The 18,160-nt window shown below is 66.8% G+C and carries 15 protein-coding genes and 1 rRNA gene; 6 read left to right on the forward strand and 10 right to left on the reverse strand.

Annotated features, from left to right (window positions below):
* A 5S ribosomal RNA gene (rrf, locus tag EWH10_RS11065) occupies positions 1 to 91 on the forward strand; the annotation flags it as partial.
* A gap of 114 nt (positions 92 to 205) precedes the next feature.
* Here rrf and EWH10_RS11070 read toward each other — a convergent pair.
* Positions 206 to 484: a hypothetical protein gene (locus tag EWH10_RS11070; RefSeq protein WP_065847629.1), complete on the reverse strand. Its 279-nt coding sequence runs from the start codon at positions 482 to 484 to the stop codon at positions 206 to 208.
* A gap of 214 nt (positions 485 to 698) precedes the next feature.
* Here EWH10_RS11070 and EWH10_RS11075 point away from each other — a divergent pair, with 214 nt between their 5' ends.
* Positions 699 to 2,594, forward strand: a complete 1,896-nt coding sequence (locus tag EWH10_RS11075) for a potassium transporter Kup (RefSeq protein ID WP_065847627.1) — start codon at positions 699 to 701, stop codon at positions 2,592 to 2,594.
* 133 nt (positions 2,595 to 2,727) lie between these two features.
* Here EWH10_RS11075 and EWH10_RS11080 read toward each other — a convergent pair whose 3' ends face one another.
* Genes EWH10_RS11080 through EWH10_RS11105 form a run of 6 tightly spaced genes read right to left on the reverse strand, consistent with a single transcriptional unit; the run spans position 2,728 to position 10,550 of the window.
* Positions 2,728 to 3,438 (reverse strand): response regulator, encoded by a 711-nt coding sequence (locus EWH10_RS11080; protein WP_065847626.1) that lies wholly within the window; start codon positions 3,436 to 3,438, stop codon positions 2,728 to 2,730.
* A complete protein-coding gene (locus tag EWH10_RS11085) occupies positions 3,435 to 6,095 on the reverse strand; it encodes a sensor histidine kinase (protein ID WP_065847624.1) in 2,661 nt (886 codons plus the stop codon). The genes EWH10_RS11080 and EWH10_RS11085 overlap by 4 nt, the downstream gene beginning before the upstream one ends.
* Entirely contained in the window at positions 6,092 to 6,676 is a 585-nt protein-coding gene (gene kdpC / locus EWH10_RS11090; RefSeq protein ID WP_061938137.1) for a potassium-transporting ATPase subunit KdpC, read from the reverse strand. Before kdpC ends, EWH10_RS11085 begins: the two co-directional genes overlap by 4 nt.
* A 23-nt stretch (positions 6,677 to 6,699) precedes the next feature.
* The gene (gene kdpB / locus EWH10_RS11095; protein WP_065847621.1) at positions 6,700 to 8,730 is read right to left on the reverse strand and encodes a potassium-transporting ATPase subunit KdpB; all 2,031 of its coding nucleotides are present in this window, start codon (positions 8,728 to 8,730) and stop codon (positions 6,700 to 6,702) included.
* Positions 8,731 to 8,743: 13 nt separating this feature from the next.
* On the reverse strand, positions 8,744 to 10,447 hold the full coding sequence (gene kdpA / locus EWH10_RS11100; RefSeq protein ID WP_065847619.1) for a potassium-transporting ATPase subunit KdpA: 1,704 nt from the start codon (positions 10,445 to 10,447) through the stop codon (positions 8,744 to 8,746).
* A 13-nt stretch (positions 10,448 to 10,460) separates the two neighbouring features.
* On the reverse strand, positions 10,461 to 10,550 hold the full coding sequence (locus EWH10_RS11105; RefSeq protein WP_037483019.1) for a potassium-transporting ATPase subunit F: 90 nt from the start codon (positions 10,548 to 10,550) through the stop codon (positions 10,461 to 10,463).
* A 420-nt stretch (positions 10,551 to 10,970) separates the two neighbouring features.
* Between EWH10_RS11105 and pncB the strand changes: the two genes are divergently transcribed.
* From pncB to EWH10_RS11120, 3 genes are all read left to right on the forward strand, one after another.
* A complete protein-coding gene (gene pncB / locus EWH10_RS11110; RefSeq protein ID WP_065847615.1) occupies positions 10,971 to 12,275 on the forward strand; it encodes a nicotinate phosphoribosyltransferase in 1,305 nt (434 codons plus the stop codon).
* 81 nt (positions 12,276 to 12,356) lie between these two features.
* Complete coding sequence (locus EWH10_RS11115; protein ID WP_048577660.1) at positions 12,357 to 13,421, forward strand: type III polyketide synthase; 1,065 nt, start codon at positions 12,357 to 12,359, stop codon at positions 13,419 to 13,421.
* Entirely contained in the window at positions 13,418 to 14,551 is a 1,134-nt protein-coding gene (locus tag EWH10_RS11120) for an NAD(P)/FAD-dependent oxidoreductase (protein WP_130029985.1), read from the forward strand. Before EWH10_RS11115 ends, EWH10_RS11120 begins: the two co-directional genes overlap by 4 nt.
* Here the strand turns inward: EWH10_RS11120 and EWH10_RS11125 are convergent.
* On the reverse strand, positions 14,481 to 15,179 hold the full coding sequence (locus EWH10_RS11125) for a methyltransferase domain-containing protein (RefSeq protein WP_065847858.1): 699 nt from the start codon (positions 15,177 to 15,179) through the stop codon (positions 14,481 to 14,483). The two genes, EWH10_RS11120 and EWH10_RS11125, sit on opposite strands and share 71 nt — an antisense overlap.
* Positions 15,180 to 15,238: 59 nt before the next feature.
* Between EWH10_RS11125 and EWH10_RS11130 the strand changes: the two genes are divergently transcribed.
* Complete coding sequence (locus EWH10_RS11130) at positions 15,239 to 15,640, forward strand: DUF2147 domain-containing protein (RefSeq protein WP_044662863.1); 402 nt, start codon at positions 15,239 to 15,241, stop codon at positions 15,638 to 15,640.
* A 47-nt stretch (positions 15,641 to 15,687) separates the two neighbouring features.
* Here the strand turns inward: EWH10_RS11130 and EWH10_RS11135 are convergent, their stop codons facing one another.
* Positions 15,688 to 16,545 carry a class I SAM-dependent methyltransferase gene (locus EWH10_RS11135; RefSeq protein ID WP_065847854.1) on the reverse strand — a complete coding sequence of 286 codons (858 nt, stop codon included), beginning with the start codon at positions 16,543 to 16,545 and terminating at the stop codon, positions 15,688 to 15,690.
* A gap of 62 nt (positions 16,546 to 16,607) precedes the next feature.
* Positions 16,608 to 17,891, reverse strand: coding sequence for a cyclic di-GMP phosphodiesterase (locus tag EWH10_RS11140; protein ID WP_065847856.1), 1,284 nt, complete (start codon positions 17,889 to 17,891; stop codon positions 16,608 to 16,610).
* Positions 17,892 to 18,160 lie beyond the last annotated feature (269 nt).

The raw sequence follows: 18,160 nt of genomic DNA on the forward strand, positions 1-18,160 counted from the left end.
CCACCCGATCCCTTCCCGAACTCGGACGTGAAACCAGTCTGCGCCGATGGTACTGTGGCTCAAGCCCCGGAAGAGTAGGGCGTCGCCAGGCATTATAGCTCGCGCTTCACATTAACCCATTCGCAATCTCCTGCGCCCAGGCGCAATGCCCCCCCAAGCGCAGACCCGCAGGCCGCCCTGGCAAACCACCAGCCCAAATCATACCTCAAACCCTGGGCAAATCACCCATGGCGCTGGACCAACGTGCTGAAAGCTCTACCGGCTGCCAAAGACGCGCGCCCATCATTGTCAGGGCCGCACCCGCGCTTGCGCTCAGAAACAGCAGCGCGGCCAGCGCAAATTCCGGCATGGTCATGTCCGCTGCCGGATTCTCCATGACCAGCCTGCGCAGCAGCCCGCCTTCCGGCCAGGTGGAGATCAACAGGATCAGGCCCGCCAGCCTCAACCCGCTCCTGGCCACCAGATGTTCATGCCAGTCCGACATTTTCCGCATTCTCCTTCCCGGAGAATGTTCAATTGCGCATTCCCGCATAGCTTATCGAGAGCGAGAACCGATCGTCCGCGTTGAAATTTCATAGGATTCGGGGGAGTTTTCCGGCATTCCTATGCGAATCCTATGCCGATCGCATAAAGCCCCACTGGAAATATAATGCGGCTTCGTGCGATGGGCGGCCCGGCAACAGCGAGTGACGGTACGGATGACGGATCGAGCGGGCGAGGGGGTGGGCCATAGCCATCCGCAGGGGAAGTTGTCGCTTCTGGCATTGGGTGCGCTGGGCGTGGTGTTCGGGGATATCGGCACCTCGCCGCTCTATGCCCTGAAGGAGAGCTTCGTCGGCCATCATCCGCTGGCGGTCGATCCTGCCCATATCTATGGCGTCTTGTCGCTGGTCTTCTGGACCATGACGCTCATCGTCACGGTCAAATATGTGTTCATCATCATGCGCGCCGACAATCATGGCGAAGGCGGCAGCATGGCGTTGCTCGCCCTGATCTCCCGCAAGCTGGGGGAGAGCCGATGGACGCCGACCATCGCCATATTGGGCGTTCTGGCGGCAGCGCTATTCTATGGCGACGCCATCATAACCCCTGCCGTATCCGTGCTCTCGGCCGTGGAAGGGCTGGAGACGGTGAATGACGGATTCGCGCCCTTCGTCCTTCCCATCGCCATCGTCATCCTGATCGGGCTGTTCCTGATCCAGAAACATGGCACCGCCCGGGTGGGCGCGCTGTTCGGGCCCATCATGGCGGTTTATTTCCTGGTGCTGGCGGCGCTCGGCATCCTCAACATCGTGCGCCATCCGGGGATTGTCGCCATCGTCAACCCCATGTGGGCCATCCATTTCTTCGCGCTCGATGCGAAGCTGGCCTTCCTGGCGCTGGGTTCGGTCGTACTGGCGGTGACGGGGGCGGAGGCGCTCTATGCCGATATGGGCCATTTCGGGCGCAAGGCGATCAGCATAGCCTGGCTCTACGCCGCCTTTCCCTGCCTGCTGCTCAATTATATGGGCCAGGGCGCTCTGCTGCTGGACCTGCCTGAGGCGGCGGAGAACCCCTTCTTCCTGCTCGCGCCGGAATGGGCGCGGCTTCCGCTGGTCATATTGGCCACGCTCGCCACGGTGATCGCCAGCCAGGCGGTGATTTCCGGCGCTTTTTCCGTGACGCAGCAGGCGGTGCAACTCGGCTTCCTGCCGCGCCTCAAGATCGCGCATACCAGCGCTTCGGCGGCGGGGCAGATCTATGTGCCGCTGGTCAACTGGGCGCTGCTGTTCCTGGTCGTGCTGCTGGTTCTGGGCTTCCAGTCGTCGAGCAACCTGGCCGCCGCCTATGGGATTGCCGTCACGGGGACCATGGTCATCACCACCTGCATGATGGCGGTACTGACCTTCAGCGTATGGCGCTGGAACCGGCTGCTCGCCGCTGGCGTGACGGGGCTGTTCCTCACCGTGGACGGCGTCTATTTCCTGTCCAACGCGACGAAGATTCCCGATGGCGGCTGGTTCCCGTTGCTGGTGGCGGCGGTGGTGTTCATCATCCTGACGACCTGGTCGACGGGGCGGAAGATCATGAACTTCTATCTGCTGGAAGGAGCGATGGAGGTCGAACTGTTCATCCAGTCCGTCTCCGGCTCCCTGAAGCGGGTGCCGGGCACGGCGATCTTCCTCAATTCCCGTGTGGAGGGCGTGCCGCCGGCGCTGCTGCACAATGTGAAGCATAACAAGATATTGCACGAGCGGGTGATCATCCTGACCGTGCGGACCGAGGGCGTGCCCCACCTGCCGCTCACCGGCCGTTCCGAAGTGACGGACCTGGGGGCAGGCTTCTACCGCGTGGTGCTGCGCCACGGCTTCATGGAGGAAATCGACATTCCCGCCGCGATGAAAGCGGTCCAGGGCTGCGGCGGCCCCATCAATGTCAGCCAGACCAGCTATTTCCTCAGCCGCCAGACTTTGATCCCGTCGGAAAAGCCCGGCATGGCGATCTGGCGGGAAAAGCTGTTCGCCTGGATGATGCGCAATGCCGTGACGCCCATGGATTTCTTCAAGCTGCCGACGAACCGGGTGGTGGAACTGGGGTCGCAGGTCGAAATCTGATTCCCCTTCATTTTTCAACTTCACCCCGTCATTCCCGAAGGCGGGAACCCATCCCCCGGACGTGCCGCCAGGGGCTTCTTATGGAGGGTGGATTCCCGCTCCGTGGCGATGACGGTTAGAGGGAGCAGGGGGCTCAAGCCCCATCCGCTTCCTTCAACCGGTAGCCGATCCCCAGTTCGTTCGCGATGATGCGCGGCCGCTGCGGGTCGTCTTCCAACTTCTGCCGCAGGGTCCGCACCAGCACGCGCAGATATTCGACATGATGCGCATGCTCGTTGGGCCAGACCTGCGCCATGATCTGCTGATGGGTGATCACCCGCCCCGGATATTTCGCCAGTTGCGCCAGCACGCCATATTCCTTCGGCGTCAGATGCACTTCCTGTCCGCCCCTTGTCACGATCCGCGCCATCAGGTCGATCGCCACATCCCCTGCGCGGACCATCGAAACGCCGCCATCCTTGGTCATGCGGTTGCGCAGCGCCACGCGCACGCGGGCAAGCATCTCGTCGGTATCGAAGGGCTTGGTCAGATAATCGTCCGCGCCCAGGTCCAGTGCGGCGACCTTCTGCTCGGTCGCGTCGCGGGCCGATATGACGATCAGGCTGGCGTCCGAATCCCGTTTGATGAGCGGCACCAGCTCCAGCCCGTCGCGGTCGGGCAGGCCTAGGTCGAGCAGGCAGATGTCGGGTCGCTCCTCCCGCAACTTGTCCAGCGCCTCGCGCGCATTGGCGGCCTCCACCGTCGCATGGTCGGCGCGGGTCAGCGCCGCGTGGATCAGGCGACGGATTTGCGGTTCGTCATCGATGATCAGCACCTTGTGGCGACCGGATGAACGGGTGGTCATGGCATGTCCTCGTCAGCAAGCGGAGACAGGATCGAGGCCTGCGGAAAGCGCAGGGTGAAGCAGGCGCCGGGCGGATTGGCCCGGTTGGCGGCCGATACGCCCAGCCCCATCGCCTCGGCAAAGCCCTTGACGATGGCAAGGCCAAGGCCGGTGCCATGCTTCGCCCGGTCCGACCCCTCCATGCGGGTGAAGGTGTCGAAGACGCGCGCCTCGCTTCCCGGCGGGATGCCCGGTCCCTGATCGATCACCGACAGGGTGATCGCGCCGGGCAGCCGCTGGCCCTGGATGGTCACGGGCGTATCCGGATCGGCATAGCGCCCCGCATTGTCGAGCAGGTTGATGAGGATATGGTGCAGCAGCGTCGGATCGACCCGCACCAGCGGAATATCGGGCAATATGTCGACCTTCACCTCATGCCGGCCAAGCGACTGGCGCGTATCGTGGACGGCGCCCGCCACCGCGTCAAACAGGTCCACGGGCTCCAGCTTCAGCGGCAGGGCGCCCGCCTCCACCCGCGCCATGTCCAGCAGATTGGCGACGAAGCGGGTCAGCCGCAACGCCTCCGCCTCCACCGTGTCGGCAAGGTCGCAGGGGTGCTGGCGCTTCAGTTCATGCGCGGCGGAGATGATGGTGGTGAGCGGCGTGCGCAGGTCGTGCCCGACCGAGGAGAGCAGGGCGGAACGCAGCCGGTCGCGCTCGCGGATCTGGCGGGCGTCCAGCATCTCCTCCTCCAGCGCCATGCGGTCGAAGGCGATGGACGCCTGGTCGAGCAGGCTCATGAGCAGCGGCAACTGGTCGGACCGCAACGGCTCCCCCGCATCCTCCCGCGCCAGTCCCAGCACGCCCAGCACGCCGCGCGTCGTGCGCAGCGGGTGGAACAGCCAGTCCGACGCCGTCAATGTGGAGGAACCGCGCCCGGCGGGCTGCTCATTGTCCATCGCCCATTGGGCGGCGGCCTTCTCTATCTGCTCCAGCCGGTCCTCCGGCGGCACGGCGGCGCGCAGTTGCGGACCGTCGGGCGATGGGAGGAGGAGGACGGTGCGCACGTCGAACATTCGCCCCACTTCGGCGCAGATGGCATGCATCAGCTCGTCCTGGCTGGACGCCGCGGTCAGTTGCCGGGAAAATCCCGCCAGCGCCGCATTCTGCCGGGCGCTGCCATGGGCCAGGTCCGCCTGGGCGCGGACGCGGGCGGCGAACTGGCTGGTGACGATGGCGACGCCCAGCAGGACGAGGATGGAGATGACATTTTCCGGATTGCTGACGGTCAGCGTGCCGGTGGGCGGCAGGAAGAAGAAATTATAGGCGAGGCTGGAAAGCAGACCCGCGAACAGCCCGGCGCGCAGGCCGAAGCTGGCGGCGGCGAACATCACCGGCACCAGATAGAGCAGGGCGATATTGCCGAGCGCGATGGTCTGGACCAGCAGCCGCCCTATGGCGGTCATCAGCGCGATCATCGCCGTGGACCAGAGATAGTCGGCGGGCTTGCCCCATGGCCCCATGCGGGCCGTCCGGCGGGGCGGCGCGAACCGGTCGCCCGGCAGGACGTGGATGGCGACGTCTTCCATGGCGCGGACCAGACGGTCGACCACCGACCCGTGCCGCAGTTCGAACCACCAGCTTCGGCTCGCCTTGCCGATCACGATCTGGGTGGCGCGGGCGTCCGCCGCATATTGGCGGAGCCCCGCCACGACGCTGGGGGCGGGGATGGTCGCGGTCGTTCCGCCCAGGCGCGATGCGAGCGCCATGGTGTCGGCCAGATGGCCGCGCTCCTCCGCCGTGAAGGCCAGGCTGCGCTGCGTTTCGATATGCACGGCGGTCCAGGGCGCCTTCAGCGCGTCGGCCAGCCGCTTGGCGGCGCGGACCAGCCCCTGCGCGCTCGGCAGTTCGCCGATGGCGACGACGACCCGCTCGCCCGCCGCGAAGCTGCCCGCCAGCGCATGGGCGCGCACATAGTCCAGCATCTGCGCGTCCACCGCCTGCGCGGCGCGGCGCAACGCCATCTCGCGCAGCGCGGTCAGATTGGACTTGGAGAAGAAATGGTTGAGCGCCCGGCTGGCCTCCGCCGGGATATAGACCTTGCCCTCCTTCAACCGATCGATCAGCTCGTCGGGCGGAATGTCGACCACCTCGATCTCCGCCGTTTCGAGGATGGAATCCGGCACCGTCTCGCGCACCCGGACGCGGGTGAAGGAGGCGACGACGTCGTTCAGGCTTTCGACATGCTGGATATTCACGGTCGAATAGACGTCGATCCCGGCGTCGAGCAGCTCCTCCACATCCTGATAGCGTTTCGGATGGCGGCTGCCCGGCGCGTTGCTGTGGGCGAGTTCGTCCACCAGCACCAGCCCGGGGCGGCGGGCGAGGATCGCGTCCAGATCCATCTCGCCCAGGCCATGGCCCTGATGATCGACTGCGCGCCGGGAAATGACCTCATGGCCGTGGAGCAGCGCCTCCGTCTCCCGCCGGCCATGGGTCTCGACCACGCCCACCACCACGTCGACGCCGGCCTTCAGGCGCTGCATGCCGTCGATCAGCATCTCATAGGTCTTGCCGACGCCCGGCGCCGCGCCGAGGAATATCTTCAGACGCCCGCGGCCTTCCCGCGCCGCCTGACGCAGATAGGCTTCTGGATCGCGGCGTTCCGGTTCGCTCATCCCGCCTGATTAGCGCCGATGCCATCCAGCCGTCGATTGATTTCGAGGACATTGACCCGCGCTTCCCCCAGAAAGCCCAGAAGCGGTCGCTCTATGCTCCGGTCGACCAGCGCGCGAACCTGGCCCGGCTCCAGACCGCGCGCCTTCGCCACCCGCCCGACCTGAAAAAAGGCCGCATCGGGGCTGATATGGGGGTCCAGCCCCGATGCGGAGGTTGTCACCAGATCGGACGGAACGGGACGACCGGGCGAGTGCAGGGCCTGAATGTCGCGGGCGACGCGGTCGGCCAGCGCCTTGCTGGCGGGCCCCAGGTTGGAACCGGAGGAGGCGAGCCCGTCATAGCCCTTGCCCGCCGCTGACGGACGGGAATGGAAATAGCGGTCGCTAGCGAAATTCTGGCCGATGAGCGTGGAGCCCACCGGCCTGCCGCTCTGCCCGATCAGGCTGCCATTGGCCTGGAACGGGAAAAGCGCCTGTCCGATGCCGGTCAGCGCCAGCGGATAGGCGATGCCCAGCAGCAGCGCGAAGAGCAGCGTCATCGCGAGCGCGGGTCGGAGGGAGGTTTTAAGGTCGGTGAACATTCTGCTATCCTTTCCGCCGTTCGTCACGCCAGACCCAGTCCATTCACGGCAAGGTCGATCAGCTTGATGCCCGCGAACGGCGCGACCAGCCCGCCCAGCCCATAGATGGCGAGGTTCCGCGCCAGCAGAGGCCCGGCGCCGATGGGCCGGTAGGTCACGCCCCTCAGGGCCAGCGGCACCAGGCAGGGAATGATCAGCGCGTTGAAGATGATCGCGGACAGGATCGCGCTTTCCGGGCTGGCAAGGCCCATGATGTTCAGCACCCCCAGCCCCGGATAGAGCGCCACGAACATGGCGGGGATGATCGCGAAATATTTGGCGACGTCGTTGGCGACGGAAAAGGTGGTCAGCGCGCCCCGCGTCATCAGCAATTGCTTGCCCAGGCCCACCACCTCGATCAGCTTGGTCGGATCGCTGTCGAGGTCGACCATATTGCCCGCCTCCCGCGCGGCCTGTGTGCCGGTGTTCATGGCGACGCCGACATCCGCCTGCGCCAGCGCCGGGGCGTCATTGGTGCCGTCGCCGCACATCGCGACCAGCCGGCCGCCCTCCTGCTCCTTGCGGATCAGGGCCAGCTTGTCCTCCGGCGTGGCCTGGGCGAGGAAGTCGTCCACCCCCGCCTCCGCCGCGATGGAGGCGGCGGTAAGGGGATTGTCGCCGGTGATCATCACCGTGCGGATGCCCATCTGCCGCAGTTCCCCGAAGCGTTCGCGAATGCCCGCCTTGACGATGTCCTTGAGGAAGATCGCGCCAAGCAGCCTCCCATCCTTCGCCACTGCCAGAGGCGTGCCGCCCGCGCGGCCGATCTCGTCGGTGATGCGGCGCAGTTCCTGGGTCGCGGCTTCCCTGTCTAGGGCGGGATTGGCCCGCAGGATGCTGTCCACCGCCCCCTTGTGGATGGTCGAACCGCCCAGCGTCACGCCGGAAATGCGGGTCTGTGCCGTGAAGGGAACGACCACCGCGCCTTCGGGCAGCGCATCCGCGCTCTGCCCGAACTTCTCCCGCGCCAGCAGGACGATGGAGCGGCCCTCCGGCGTTTCGTCGGCCAGGCTGGCGAGCAGCGCCGCTTCCGCCAACTCGGCCGGGGACGTTCCGCCGACGGGGCGGAACTCGGTCGCCTGACGGTCGCCGACGGTGATGGTGCCGGTCTTGTCGAGCAGCAGCGTGTCTATGTCCCCCGCCGCTTCCACCGCTCTGCCCGATTTGGCCAGCACGTTGAAGCGCACCAGCCGGTCCATGCCCGCTATGCCGATGGCGGAGAGGAGGGCGGCGATGGTCGTGGGAATCAGCGTGATCAGCAAGGCGGCGAGGATCGCCACCGGCACGGCGCCCCCGGCATAGCTGGCAAAGCCCGGAATCGTGCCCACGGCGATCAGGAAGATGATGGTCAGGCCGACCAGCAGCAGCGTCAGCGCAATCTCATTGGGCGTCTTCTGCCGTTCGGCGCCCTCCACCAGCGCGATCATGCGGTCCAGAAAGCCCTGTCCCGGATTGACCGTCACCCGCACCCGAATCCGGTCGGAAATGACGCGCGTGCCCGCCGTCACCGCGCTGCGGTCGCCGCCCGCCTCCCGGATCACCGGCGCGGATTCGCCGGTGATGGCGGCCTCATTGACCGAAGCGACGCCGGCGACCACCTCTCCGTCGGATGGGATGAGGTCGCCGGTTTCGACCAGCACGACATCGCCCATCCTGAGCGCGCTTGCCGGGACGGTCTCGACCGCGTCGCCCTTCAGCCGCCTGGCCGTCAGTTCCGCCTTGGTCGCGCGCAGCGAAGCGGCCTGCGCCTTGCCCCGCCCTTCGGCCAGCGCCTCGGCAAAGGTGCCGAACAGAACCGTCAGCCACAGCCAGGCCACCAGTTGCAGCTTGAAGCCAGGGGCAAGATGGTCCTGCCCCACGGCCAGCAACAGCGTCAGCAGCACCGCCACGGCGGCGGTCGTGAACATCACCGGGTTGCGGATCAGGTCCCTGGGGTTCAGCTTGCGGAAAGCGTCGCCCATCGCGGGCAGGATGAGGTCGGCGGTGAAGAGCGATCGGGTTTCGGACCGGGGCATGGGCTTGTGATCCTTAGAAGAGCTGGCCACGGACCATCGCGAGATGATCGGCCATGGGGCCAAGGGCAAGGCCGGGCAGGAAGGTGAGGCCGCCGACGATCAGCACGATGCCGACCAGCAGCCCGGTCCACAGCGGCCCCGTGGTGGGGAAGCTGCCCGCGGTTTCCGGCGTGTATTTCTTCGCCGCCAGTCCGCCGGCTATGGCCAGCATGGGTATGATGATGAAGAAGCGGCCGATCCACATCGCCACGCCCAGCAGGCCGTTGTAGAAGGGGGTGTTGGCGGTCAGTCCGGCAAAGGCCGATCCGTTGTTGGCGACCGCGCTGGTGAAGGCGTAGAGGATCTCGCTGAACCCGTGCGGACCCTTGTTGAGCGGGCCGGCAAGGCCCGCCGGCAACACGCTCGCAATCGCGGTGAAGCCCAGTATCGCCATCGGCAGCACGGCGATGGCGAGGACGGCGAGCTTCACCTCCCGGCTCTCGATCTTCTTGCCGACATATTCCGGCGTGCGGCCGACCATCAGCCCCGCCACGAACACGGCGAGGATGGCGAACAGCAGGAAGCCGTATATGCCCGCGCCGACGCCGCCGACCACCACTTCGCCCAATTGCATGTTGAACAGGGGGACGAGGCCGCCGATGGCGGTGAAGCTGTCATGCATGGCGTTGACCGCGCCGCAGCTCGCCGCCGTGGTGATGACGGAGAAGAGGGCGGAGGCGGCGATGCCGAAACGCACCTCCTTCCCCTCCATGTTGCCGCCGGGAACGCCCAGATGATGGAGGACCGGATTGCCGGCGGCCTCCTGCCAACAGGTGATCGCGACGCCGGCAAGGAACAGGACCATCATCGCGGCGAGGATGGCCCATCCCTGCCGCACATTGCCCACCGCCTTGCCGAAGCTGTGGGTGAGGCCGACGCCGATGGCGAAGATCGACAGCATCTGCACGAAATTGGTGAGCGCCGTCGGATTTTCGAACGGATGGGCGCTGTTCGCGTTGAAGAAGCCGCCGCCGTTGGTGCCCAGCATCTTGATCGCCTCCTGACCCGCGACCGGTCCCAGGGCGAGCGTCTGCTTCGCGCCTTCCAGCGTCGTGACCTCGACCGGTCCCGCCAGCGTCTGCGGCACGCCGCTCGCCATGTAGAAGATCGCGAGGAGGACGCAGAGCGGCAGCAGCAGATAGAGCGTCACCCGCACCATATCGGCCCAGAAATTGCCGATGGTCGCGCTGCTGCGCCGGGCAAATCCCCGGAACAGCGCAAAAGCGAGCGCAATGCCCGTCGCCGCGGAAAGGAAATTATGGATGGTGAGCGCCAGCATCTGGCTGAGGTTCGACATGGTCGATTCCCCGGCATAGCTCTGCCAGTTGGTGTTCGAGGTGAAGCTGATCGCGCTGTTGAAGGCGAGATGCCCGCTCACCGCGCCCAGATGCTGCGGGTTGAGCGGCAGCACCGCCTGCATCCGCAGCAGCGTATAGGTGAGGAGCAGCAGCGCCGTGTTGAAGACCAGCATATGCACCGCATAGCGGCGCCAGCCCTGTTCCTCCCGCGGATCGATGCCGGAAAGGCGGTAGAAGCCGCGCTCCACGGGGCCGAGCAGGCCGTGAAGCGGCGTGCGGCGTCCTTCGTAAAGCGCGAACAGCCAGAGGCCGACCGGCTTCACGAGGATCAGCAACAGGCCGACAAAGGCCGCGATCAGCAGCCATCCCTGAAAGGTCATGGAACGCGCCTTCCTAAAAGCGTTCGGGCCGCGCCAGCACGGCGACCAGATAGAGGAGGAGGCCGATGGCGGTGAACGCGGCGAGCCAGAGGTCGATGGTCATGGCGCCCGCCCTCACGCCCGCCCGCACAGCGCGGCATAGCCGAGGCTGGCGGCCAGAAGGATCAGGATCAGGCCGATCCAGAGCATGTCTTGCATAAGGCAACTCCCGCAGCCGAAGCTGTCGCGCGGGGTGCGGGACGGGCCGTCGTCTGCCGCCGCTCAATTAGGACAGGGCGGCGTTTGAAATCGAGAGAGGGGAAAAGGGCAGGGCATAGAAATTGCGTATGAAAATGATGCGCGGCGCGGGTTCCGGCCATCATGGCCGCAGGACACGCCCGGCCGGGTCACGGATGGGCGAGGACGGCGCCGTCTTTGCAGATGAAGGGGAACGGGATCATATCCGGTTCGATTGGCGACGATGGCTGACAGTCGCGCCTGTCGCGCATAGACTGGGGCCGGTCACGGGCTGAACGGAATTTCGATGGTTTACACCGACATCGCCAACCGCACCTATAATCATAATTGGCGGCTGGACCCCATCGTCCGCAGCCTGCTGGACACGGATTTCTACAAGCTGCTGATGCTCCAGATGATCCGCCACCTCTACCCGGAAGTGCAGGCGACCTTCAAGCTGATCAACCGCACGCAATCCGTGCGTCTGGCCGAGGTCATCGACGAGGGCGAATTGCGCGCGCAGCTCGACCATGCCCGGTCCGTGCGCTTCGGGAAGAAGGAACTGATCTGGCTGGCGGGCAACAGCTTTTATGGCGAGCGGCAGATGTTCAGCCCGGATTTCATCGCGTGGCTGGCCGATTTCCGTCTGCCCGACTATGACCTGCGCAAGGTCGACGGCCAATATGAACTGTGTTTCCACGGCCCCTGGACCCACAGCAGCATGTGGGAAATCCCGGCGCTGGCGATCATCAACGAATTGCGATCCCGCGCGGCGATGAAGGGACGGGGGCGGTTCGAACTGGACGTGCTCTACGCCCGCGCCAAGGCAAAGCTGTGGGAGAAGGTGGAGCGGCTGGCGCAACTGCCCGATCTCGTCATATCCGACTTCGGCACGCGGCGGCGGCACGGCTTCCTCTGGCAGCGCTGGTGCGTGGAGGCGCTGAAGGAACGGCTGGGCCGCCGGTTCATCGGATCGTCCAACGTGCTGCTGGCGATGGACGCCGATCTGGAGGCCATCGGCACCAACGCCCATGAGCTGCCGATGGTGCTGGCCGCCCTGGCCGAGGGGGATGAGGGGCTGGCCGCCGTCCCCTATCGCGTGCTGGAGGATTGGCGCAATCATTATGCCGGCAACCTGCTGGTCGTGCTGCCCGATGCCTTCGGCACGGCGGCGTTCCTGCGCCATGCGCCGGACTGGGTGGCGGACTGGACGGGCTTCCGCCCCGACAGCGCGCCGCCGATCGAGGCGGGTGAACGGATCATCCGCTGGTGGCGGGAAAAGGGACGCGATCCGCGGTCGAAGCTGCTGATCTTCTCCGACGGCATGGATGTCGACAGCATCGAGGCGACCTACCGGCATTTTGCCGGGCGGGTGCGGATGAGCTTTGGTTGGGGCACCAACCTCACCAATGATTTCAGGGGTTGCGCGCCCTTTGCCACGACCGGGCTCGATCCGATCTCGCTGGTGTGCAAGGTGGTGGAGGCCAATGGCCGCCCGGCGGTCAAGCTGTCCGACAACCCCGCCAAGGCGACAGGCGAGCCGGAGGAGATCGCCCGATATTTGCAGGTTTTCGGGGGAGAGGGACGTCTGGAGAAGGAAGTGGAGGTCTAAGGGCGGCAGGGGCCAGGCTGCCGCGATTGATCCTTTCCCCCCACCCGGACGTTCCACGAAGACAGGAGCCATGACGACCCGATGACCGATACGCGCGCTCGCATCAACGCCATCGGGTGCGCCGTCCCCGCGCTGGACATGCATGCACCCTTCATTCGCTGGGCGACCGGCCAACTGGACGATCCGCGCGAGCGCCGGCTGTTCCAGCGCATGGCGGAGCGGTCCGGCATCGGGCATCGCTGGTGCGTGCTGCCGCCGACCGCCGAGGGCGGATCGCCGGTCGATCCCGGCGGCTTCTACGCGGGCGAAATGCCGCCGACCTCGCTGCGCATGCGCTGCTATGCCGATCATGCGCCCCGCCTGGCGATGGAGGCGATCGCGCGGTTGAGGGCGCAGGTGCCGCTCGACCGGATCAGCCATCTGGTGGTGGCGAGCTGCACCGGCTTCGTCGCCCCCGGCATCGACCAGATCATCGCCGAACGGCTGGGGCTGGAGGGGGTCGAGCGCACATTGGTCGGCTTCATGGGCTGCTATGCGGCGGTCGCGGCATTGCGGACGGCGCGGCACATCGTCCGGTCGGAACCCGATGCGCGGGTGCTGGTGGTGACGGTCGAACTGTCTTCCCTGCATTTCCAGCCGGAACGGCAGATCGAGCGGCTGCTGATGATGCTCCAGTTCGCGGACGGCGCCGCCGCCGCCCTGGTGACGGGGGAGGGCGCCGGCGTCGCGATCGACCGGCCCTTCTCGCTCAACCTCGCGGATTCGGCGGAACTGATCCGCTGGGACATAGGGGATAGCGGCTTCGTCATGCACCTGTCCGGAGAGGTGCCGGGGCGCATCCAGACGGCGCTGGGCGATCCCTCGGTGCGCCGCCGCCTGTGGGGAAGCGACGATATGGCCGGGATAGACCGATGGGCGGTGCACGCAGGCGGCCGGTCGATCCTGGACGCGGTGGAGCAGGGACTGGACCTTGGCCGCGATGCCCTGGCGCCGTCGCGGAGCGTGCTGGCGCGGTTCGGCAACATGTCCTCCTCCACCCTGATGTTCATCCTGCACGACATGCTGGCGGACGCGGGGCGGGGGGTGGCGCTGGCCTTCGGACCGGGACTGGCGGCCGAAGGGTTCCGTTTCGAAGGGCTGGCATGACGGCGCGCCTGCCCGCTCTGGTCGTCGGTGGCGGACCGGCGGGCGCGGCGGCGGCGATCGCCCTGGCTCGGGCGGGGGCGCAGGTGCATCTCCTCGACCGCCGGAGCGGCCCGCATGATGGCGTGTGCGGCGGCTTCCTCGGCTGGGATGCGCTGGCGGCACTGGGCGATCTGGGTGTCGACGCGGTCGCGCTGGGCGCGCGGCCGATACGGCGGTTGCGGCTGGTGGCGGACGGCCGGCATCTGGAACTGCCGCTGCCCCATGTCGCGGCGGGGCTGTCGCGGCGGACGCTGGACGAAGCGCTGATGGCGCGCGCGGCGCGGGCGGGAGCCGTCGTTCAGCGGGGCCGGGCGGTGCGCGCCGCCGACCCGGCAGCGCGTTCGATCCGGTTCGACGATGGCGGGCAGTTGGCCGGCGACGCGCTGTTCCTGGCGACGGGCAAGCATGAATTGCGCGGGCTGGCCCGCGATCTCACCGGCCGTCGGGAACCGCCCTGCGTCGGGTTCCGCGCGACCCTGCCCGGCAGCGCGGACCTGACGGGCGTGATCGAGATGCACCTGTTCGACGGCGGCTATGCCGGCCTGCTGTTGCAGGAGGATGGCACCGCCAATCTCTGCCTTTCCGTTGCGCGGGACCGGCTGTCGGATGGCGTGCCCGCGCTGATGCAGGCGATCATGGCGGAGGCGCCTCATCTGGCCCGCCGCATGGCTGGAAAAATGCCGCCCTCTTTTGAGGCGATTGCCGGCGTGCCCTATGGCTGGCGCGCGGCGGCGAGCGTTCCGGGACTCTTCCGCATCGGGGATCAGGGCGCGGTGATCGCTTCCCTGGCCGGCGACGGCATCGCCATCGCGCTCCACAGCGGGACCAGCGCCGCGCAGGCCTATCTGCGGGGCGGACCGCAGGCGGCGATGGGCTGGCAGGACCAGTGGCGCCGCCGCAGCCGGCGGCCGCTGGCGATTGCCGAAGCCTTGCGCCACGGGGCGGCGGGACCATGGGGACGCGGGCTGCTGATGCGGCTGCTGGGCCTGATGCCGGGGCTCGGCGTTCAGGCCGCGCTGCTCACCCGCATATCCGCTCCACGCACAGGCGGAAGGAAAAGCGCCTCACGATCCGCACATCGTCCAGGCTGATGCCCGCCTGGGGCAACAGCTCCGCCCAGTCGCCGGGGCGGAAGGACCGGGCAATGGACAGCCGGCCATCCTCCCGCACGATGCGGTGGACGCGTAGCAGGCGGGCGAGCAGCGGAAAGCCCCAATGGGCAAATCCATGCCGGTGCAGGTCGCAGATCAGCCAGCCCATCCGCGCCTCCGCCTCCATATGGCGCAGGAAGGTCATCAGTTGCGCATCCGTCATATGGTGCGTCACCTGGCTGGAGATGATGAAGTCGAACCGCTCCGGCTGGTCCAGATAGTCGCCGGCCCGATAGTCGATGGCAAGTTCGGGCGGAGTCGCGTGGCGGGCCGCGGAAAGGCTCTTTTCATTGAGGTCGACGCCGATCAGCTCGGCCTCTATCCCGCGCTTCCGGGCCCAGCGGGCGACCGCGCGCAGGACGTCGCCGTCTCCGAAACCGACATCGAGCAGGCGGAAATGCCGGGTCGAACCGACGGCGCGGTTGAGGAAGGCGATGGTGGGCCAGGCAGTGAAGGTCCAGCGGTTCACGCGGGCGAGGTCGTGCAGCACCCGCTCATAGACGGCGGGGTCCAGGTCCGGCGCGTCCATCTGCTCTTCCTGCCGCGAACGGATCGAAAGGTCGGCCATATGCCCTCTCTTCTTCTCCTGCATCATAGCATATCTTCATGGGCATGGAGGTGCATGCCATGGGATATTTCACCGCGCTCCTGATCATGGCGGCGGCGGCCTCGCCGCCGTCCGTCGAGGGCCGTTGGCTGACCGAGGACCGGAAGGGCGTGGTGCAGATCGCGCCGTGCGGCGGGCAGATGTGCGGTCGGATCGCGCAAGTGCTGGACAAGGGACCGGGCGTGCCGGCGACCGATGTCAACAATCCCGACCCCAAGTTGCGCGGGCAGCCGATATTGGGCCTGCTCACCCTTTGGGGTTTCCGCCGCGATGGCGCGATCTGGAAGGGCGGCCGCGCCTACGACCCGAAATCGGGGCGAAGCTACCGCGCGACATTGGGATTGAACGCGGACGGATCGCTCAGGCTGACGGGATGCGTGCTGTTCCTGTGCCAGTCGCAGCGCTGGACCCGGCTGCGCTAGAGCACGCTGCGCTAAATCGGACGCAGGTCGCCATGGGCTGAATCCCCTCACACCCCAGGACCGGCGCTGTCCTTCTCCCACAGGAAGATGCCGTAGCGCATCGCGCCGGTGCGCAGCGCCAGGATCAGGCGCGGCAGGCTGAGGATGAAGTCGCGGTTCCGGGTCCGGGGACTGAGCGCAAGGCTCCGCAGGGCAGGGTCGCGGATCATGGCCACCGCCAGCCGGCGCAGGCAGATCGTCCAGGTGCGGCGGACGCGGACGCTGGCATCCTCATGGTCGCGCAGCGCGAACCCCGCTTGGGCGGCCAGCGCCTCATAATCCGCCCGGCTGCCCATGCCGGGAAGCCGCCCCTCCCGGCAAATGGGTCGCAGCAGGTGGCGGACTTCCCATGGCCGCGCGCCTTCGCCCTCCAGCCAGGCGCAGACGACCAGCCGCCCGCCGGGCCGCAGCACCCGTGCCGCTTCCGTGAAGAAGCGGGCCTTGTCGACCATATGTTCGGAACTTTCGATCGCATAGGCGCCGTCGAAACCCGCATCGGGCAGATCATTGTGCAGCCAGTCCCGGCGCAGGCAGGTGAAGCGGGACGGCGCACGCGCGTCTGCCACCTTCTCCTGCGCGGAGGAGAGGGTGAGGCCCGTGACATGGACGTCGTGCCGGGCGACGATCCGGGCGGCGGTGGCGCCATAGCCGCATCCTATGTCGCACAGCCTCTGTCCCGGTTCCGGCGCAAGCCGCGCCTCCACCTCCTCGACGAGCGCTTCGGCCGCTTCGGCGGGGCTCTCGCTCCCCGTCCGCCAATAGCCATGATGCACATGCTCGCCCCAGATCCGCCGGTAGGCGAGGTCCAGTTCGTCATAATGAACGGCGACGCCCGCCGCGGTAGAGGGCATATCCGGCACGATCATGCCGCCTATATCCCTTGCCCGGCGGGCAGGCGCAACGAATTTTCAGGGCAGGGCCCCCGCCTTCATCCCGCCGCCGCGAGCAGCCTGGCGCTGAGCGCCGGCCATTCGGTCATGTCCCAACCCTCCGGCGTTTCGCGGGTCATGATCTGGTCCGCGCCGAAGCAGTTGGAAAGGTCTATGTCCTCCGCCTTCACGAAGCTGCGGTCGGAAAGCGAATAGAAGGGCCGCACCACCGGCAGCGTCAGGTCGTCGGCATTCTGCTCGACCACGATCGCCAGCCGGTGCGAGCGCAGGCGGACCAGCGATCCGATGGGATAGATGCCGACCGCGCGCTGGAACGCCTGGAAGATTTCGGGGTCGTAGAGCGTCTGCGCCTCGTCCAGCATCAGCAGCGCGCGGGATGGGTCCTCGCCATGACGGTGGATGCGGTTGGACGTCATCGCGTCATAGGTGTCGCAGATCGCCGCCATGCGGGCGAACCGTCCGATCTCCTCGCCCTTCAGCCCATGGGGATAGCCGCTGCCGTCCAACCGCTCATGGTGATGGAGGCAGACGTCCAGCACGGCGTCCGGCATTTCGCCGCCCAGCGCCAGGAATTCATGCGCCAGCGTGGTGTGGCTCTTCACCACCTCCCATTCCTCCGGCGTCAGCGGACTGTCCTTGTCCCAGGTTTCCTGCGGCACATGACCCATGCCGACGTCCATCAGCAATCCGGCAAGCCCGGCCTGCTGCACCTCTTCCGGAGAGAGGCGGAGCTGCTGCGCCAGGCTGATCATCAGCGCGCAGACCGACAGGGCGTGCAGATAGAGATATTCGCTGGTGTTCTTGAGCCGCGTCACTGCCATGAAGGCGTGGGGGTTGCGCTGGATGGAGCTGGAGATCTCATCGATCATCGTTTCCAGCCTGTTGAGCTTGATCGCATTGCCCAGTCGGGAATCGTCGAAGATCTTCTGCATCGCGCGCACCGACTTGCGGGCGAGGCGGTTGGCATGAACCATCTCCGCCTTGGCCGGCAGCCTGTCCTTCGACAGCGGGTCGAACGGACGGCTGACGGGCGGCGGCGCCCCGCGCCGGGCAATGGTGGCGCCCGCGCGGCCGAACGGACGGTCACGCTGGTCGGCAGCCGGCGCGCGGGGCGGGGCGGGCGCTTCGCTGGGCTTCAGGTCAGCGCCGCGAGAGGTGTCGATCTGCACCCATTCGACCTTGCTCGCCTTCAACGTTTCCAGTTGTTCGGCATCCTCCAGCAGCATCCTGCTCTTCCAGAAGGGGTGGGCGAACCACGACCCTTCCATCTTGTGGAGGAACATGCCCAATTCGACATGCTCGGTACGAATTCTCTTCAACATGATGATGCGCGGCCCCGACTTGAAAGTCCCTCCTGTCCGATCCGAAGCGCGCGTTCCCGTCCCTGCCGGACTCCTCCCCCGGAGCATGTCGCGCTTCCATCGGACAATATGGACTTTTAGAGCATCGTGCGGAAAAGCCTGTCCTGAGCCCTGTCGAAGGACGGGAACCGGTTTTCTGCCTAAAACGATGCGACAACAGAAACTTGAAGCGCGCGGCCTGTGCCCGATACAAGGCAACGCGCTCCAGCGCGGCATTTCGCTCCCAAAGC

The organism is Sphingobium fuliginis, assembly GCF_004152845.1.
GTDB classification, from domain to species: domain Bacteria; phylum Pseudomonadota; class Alphaproteobacteria; order Sphingomonadales; family Sphingomonadaceae; genus Sphingobium; species Sphingobium fuliginis.

What these genes read in the sequence shown, in the direction of transcription:
- EWH10_RS11135 (WP_065847854.1), bottom strand. Translation starts at nt 16,545, where the DNA reads ATGATCGTGCCGGATATGCCCTCTACCGCGGCGGGCGTCGCCGTTCAT.
- EWH10_RS11075 (WP_065847627.1), top strand. Translation starts at nt 699, where the DNA reads ATGACGGATCGAGCGGGCGAGGGGGTGGGCCATAGCCATCCGCAGGGG.
- EWH10_RS11140 (WP_065847856.1), bottom strand. Translation starts at nt 17,891, where the DNA reads ATGTTGAAGAGAATTCGTACCGAGCATGTCGAATTGGGCATGTTCCTC.
- pncB (WP_065847615.1), top strand. Translation starts at nt 10,971, where the DNA reads ATGGTTTACACCGACATCGCCAACCGCACCTATAATCATAATTGGCGG.
- kdpC (WP_061938137.1), bottom strand. Translation starts at nt 6,676, where the DNA reads ATGTTCACCGACCTTAAAACCTCCCTCCGACCCGCGCTCGCGATGACG.
- EWH10_RS11130 (WP_044662863.1), top strand. Translation starts at nt 15,239, where the DNA reads ATGGGATATTTCACCGCGCTCCTGATCATGGCGGCGGCGGCCTCGCCG.
- kdpA (WP_065847619.1), bottom strand. Translation starts at nt 10,447, where the DNA reads ATGACCTTTCAGGGATGGCTGCTGATCGCGGCCTTTGTCGGCCTGTTG.
- EWH10_RS11125 (WP_065847858.1), bottom strand. Translation starts at nt 15,179, where the DNA reads ATGGCCGACCTTTCGATCCGTTCGCGGCAGGAAGAGCAGATGGACGCG.
- EWH10_RS11070 (WP_065847629.1), bottom strand. Translation starts at nt 484, where the DNA reads ATGTCGGACTGGCATGAACATCTGGTGGCCAGGAGCGGGTTGAGGCTG.
- EWH10_RS11115 (WP_048577660.1), top strand. Translation starts at nt 12,357, where the DNA reads ATGACCGATACGCGCGCTCGCATCAACGCCATCGGGTGCGCCGTCCCC.
- EWH10_RS11105 (WP_037483019.1), bottom strand. Translation starts at nt 10,550, where the DNA reads ATGACCATCGACCTCTGGCTCGCCGCGTTCACCGCCATCGGCCTCCTC.
- kdpB (WP_065847621.1), bottom strand. Translation starts at nt 8,730, where the DNA reads ATGCCCCGGTCCGAAACCCGATCGCTCTTCACCGCCGACCTCATCCTG.
- EWH10_RS11080 (WP_065847626.1), bottom strand. Translation starts at nt 3,438, where the DNA reads ATGACCACCCGTTCATCCGGTCGCCACAAGGTGCTGATCATCGATGAC.
- EWH10_RS11085 (WP_065847624.1), bottom strand. Translation starts at nt 6,095, where the DNA reads ATGAGCGAACCGGAACGCCGCGATCCAGAAGCCTATCTGCGTCAGGCG.
- EWH10_RS11120 (WP_130029985.1), top strand. Translation starts at nt 13,418, where the DNA reads ATGACGGCGCGCCTGCCCGCTCTGGTCGTCGGTGGCGGACCGGCGGGC.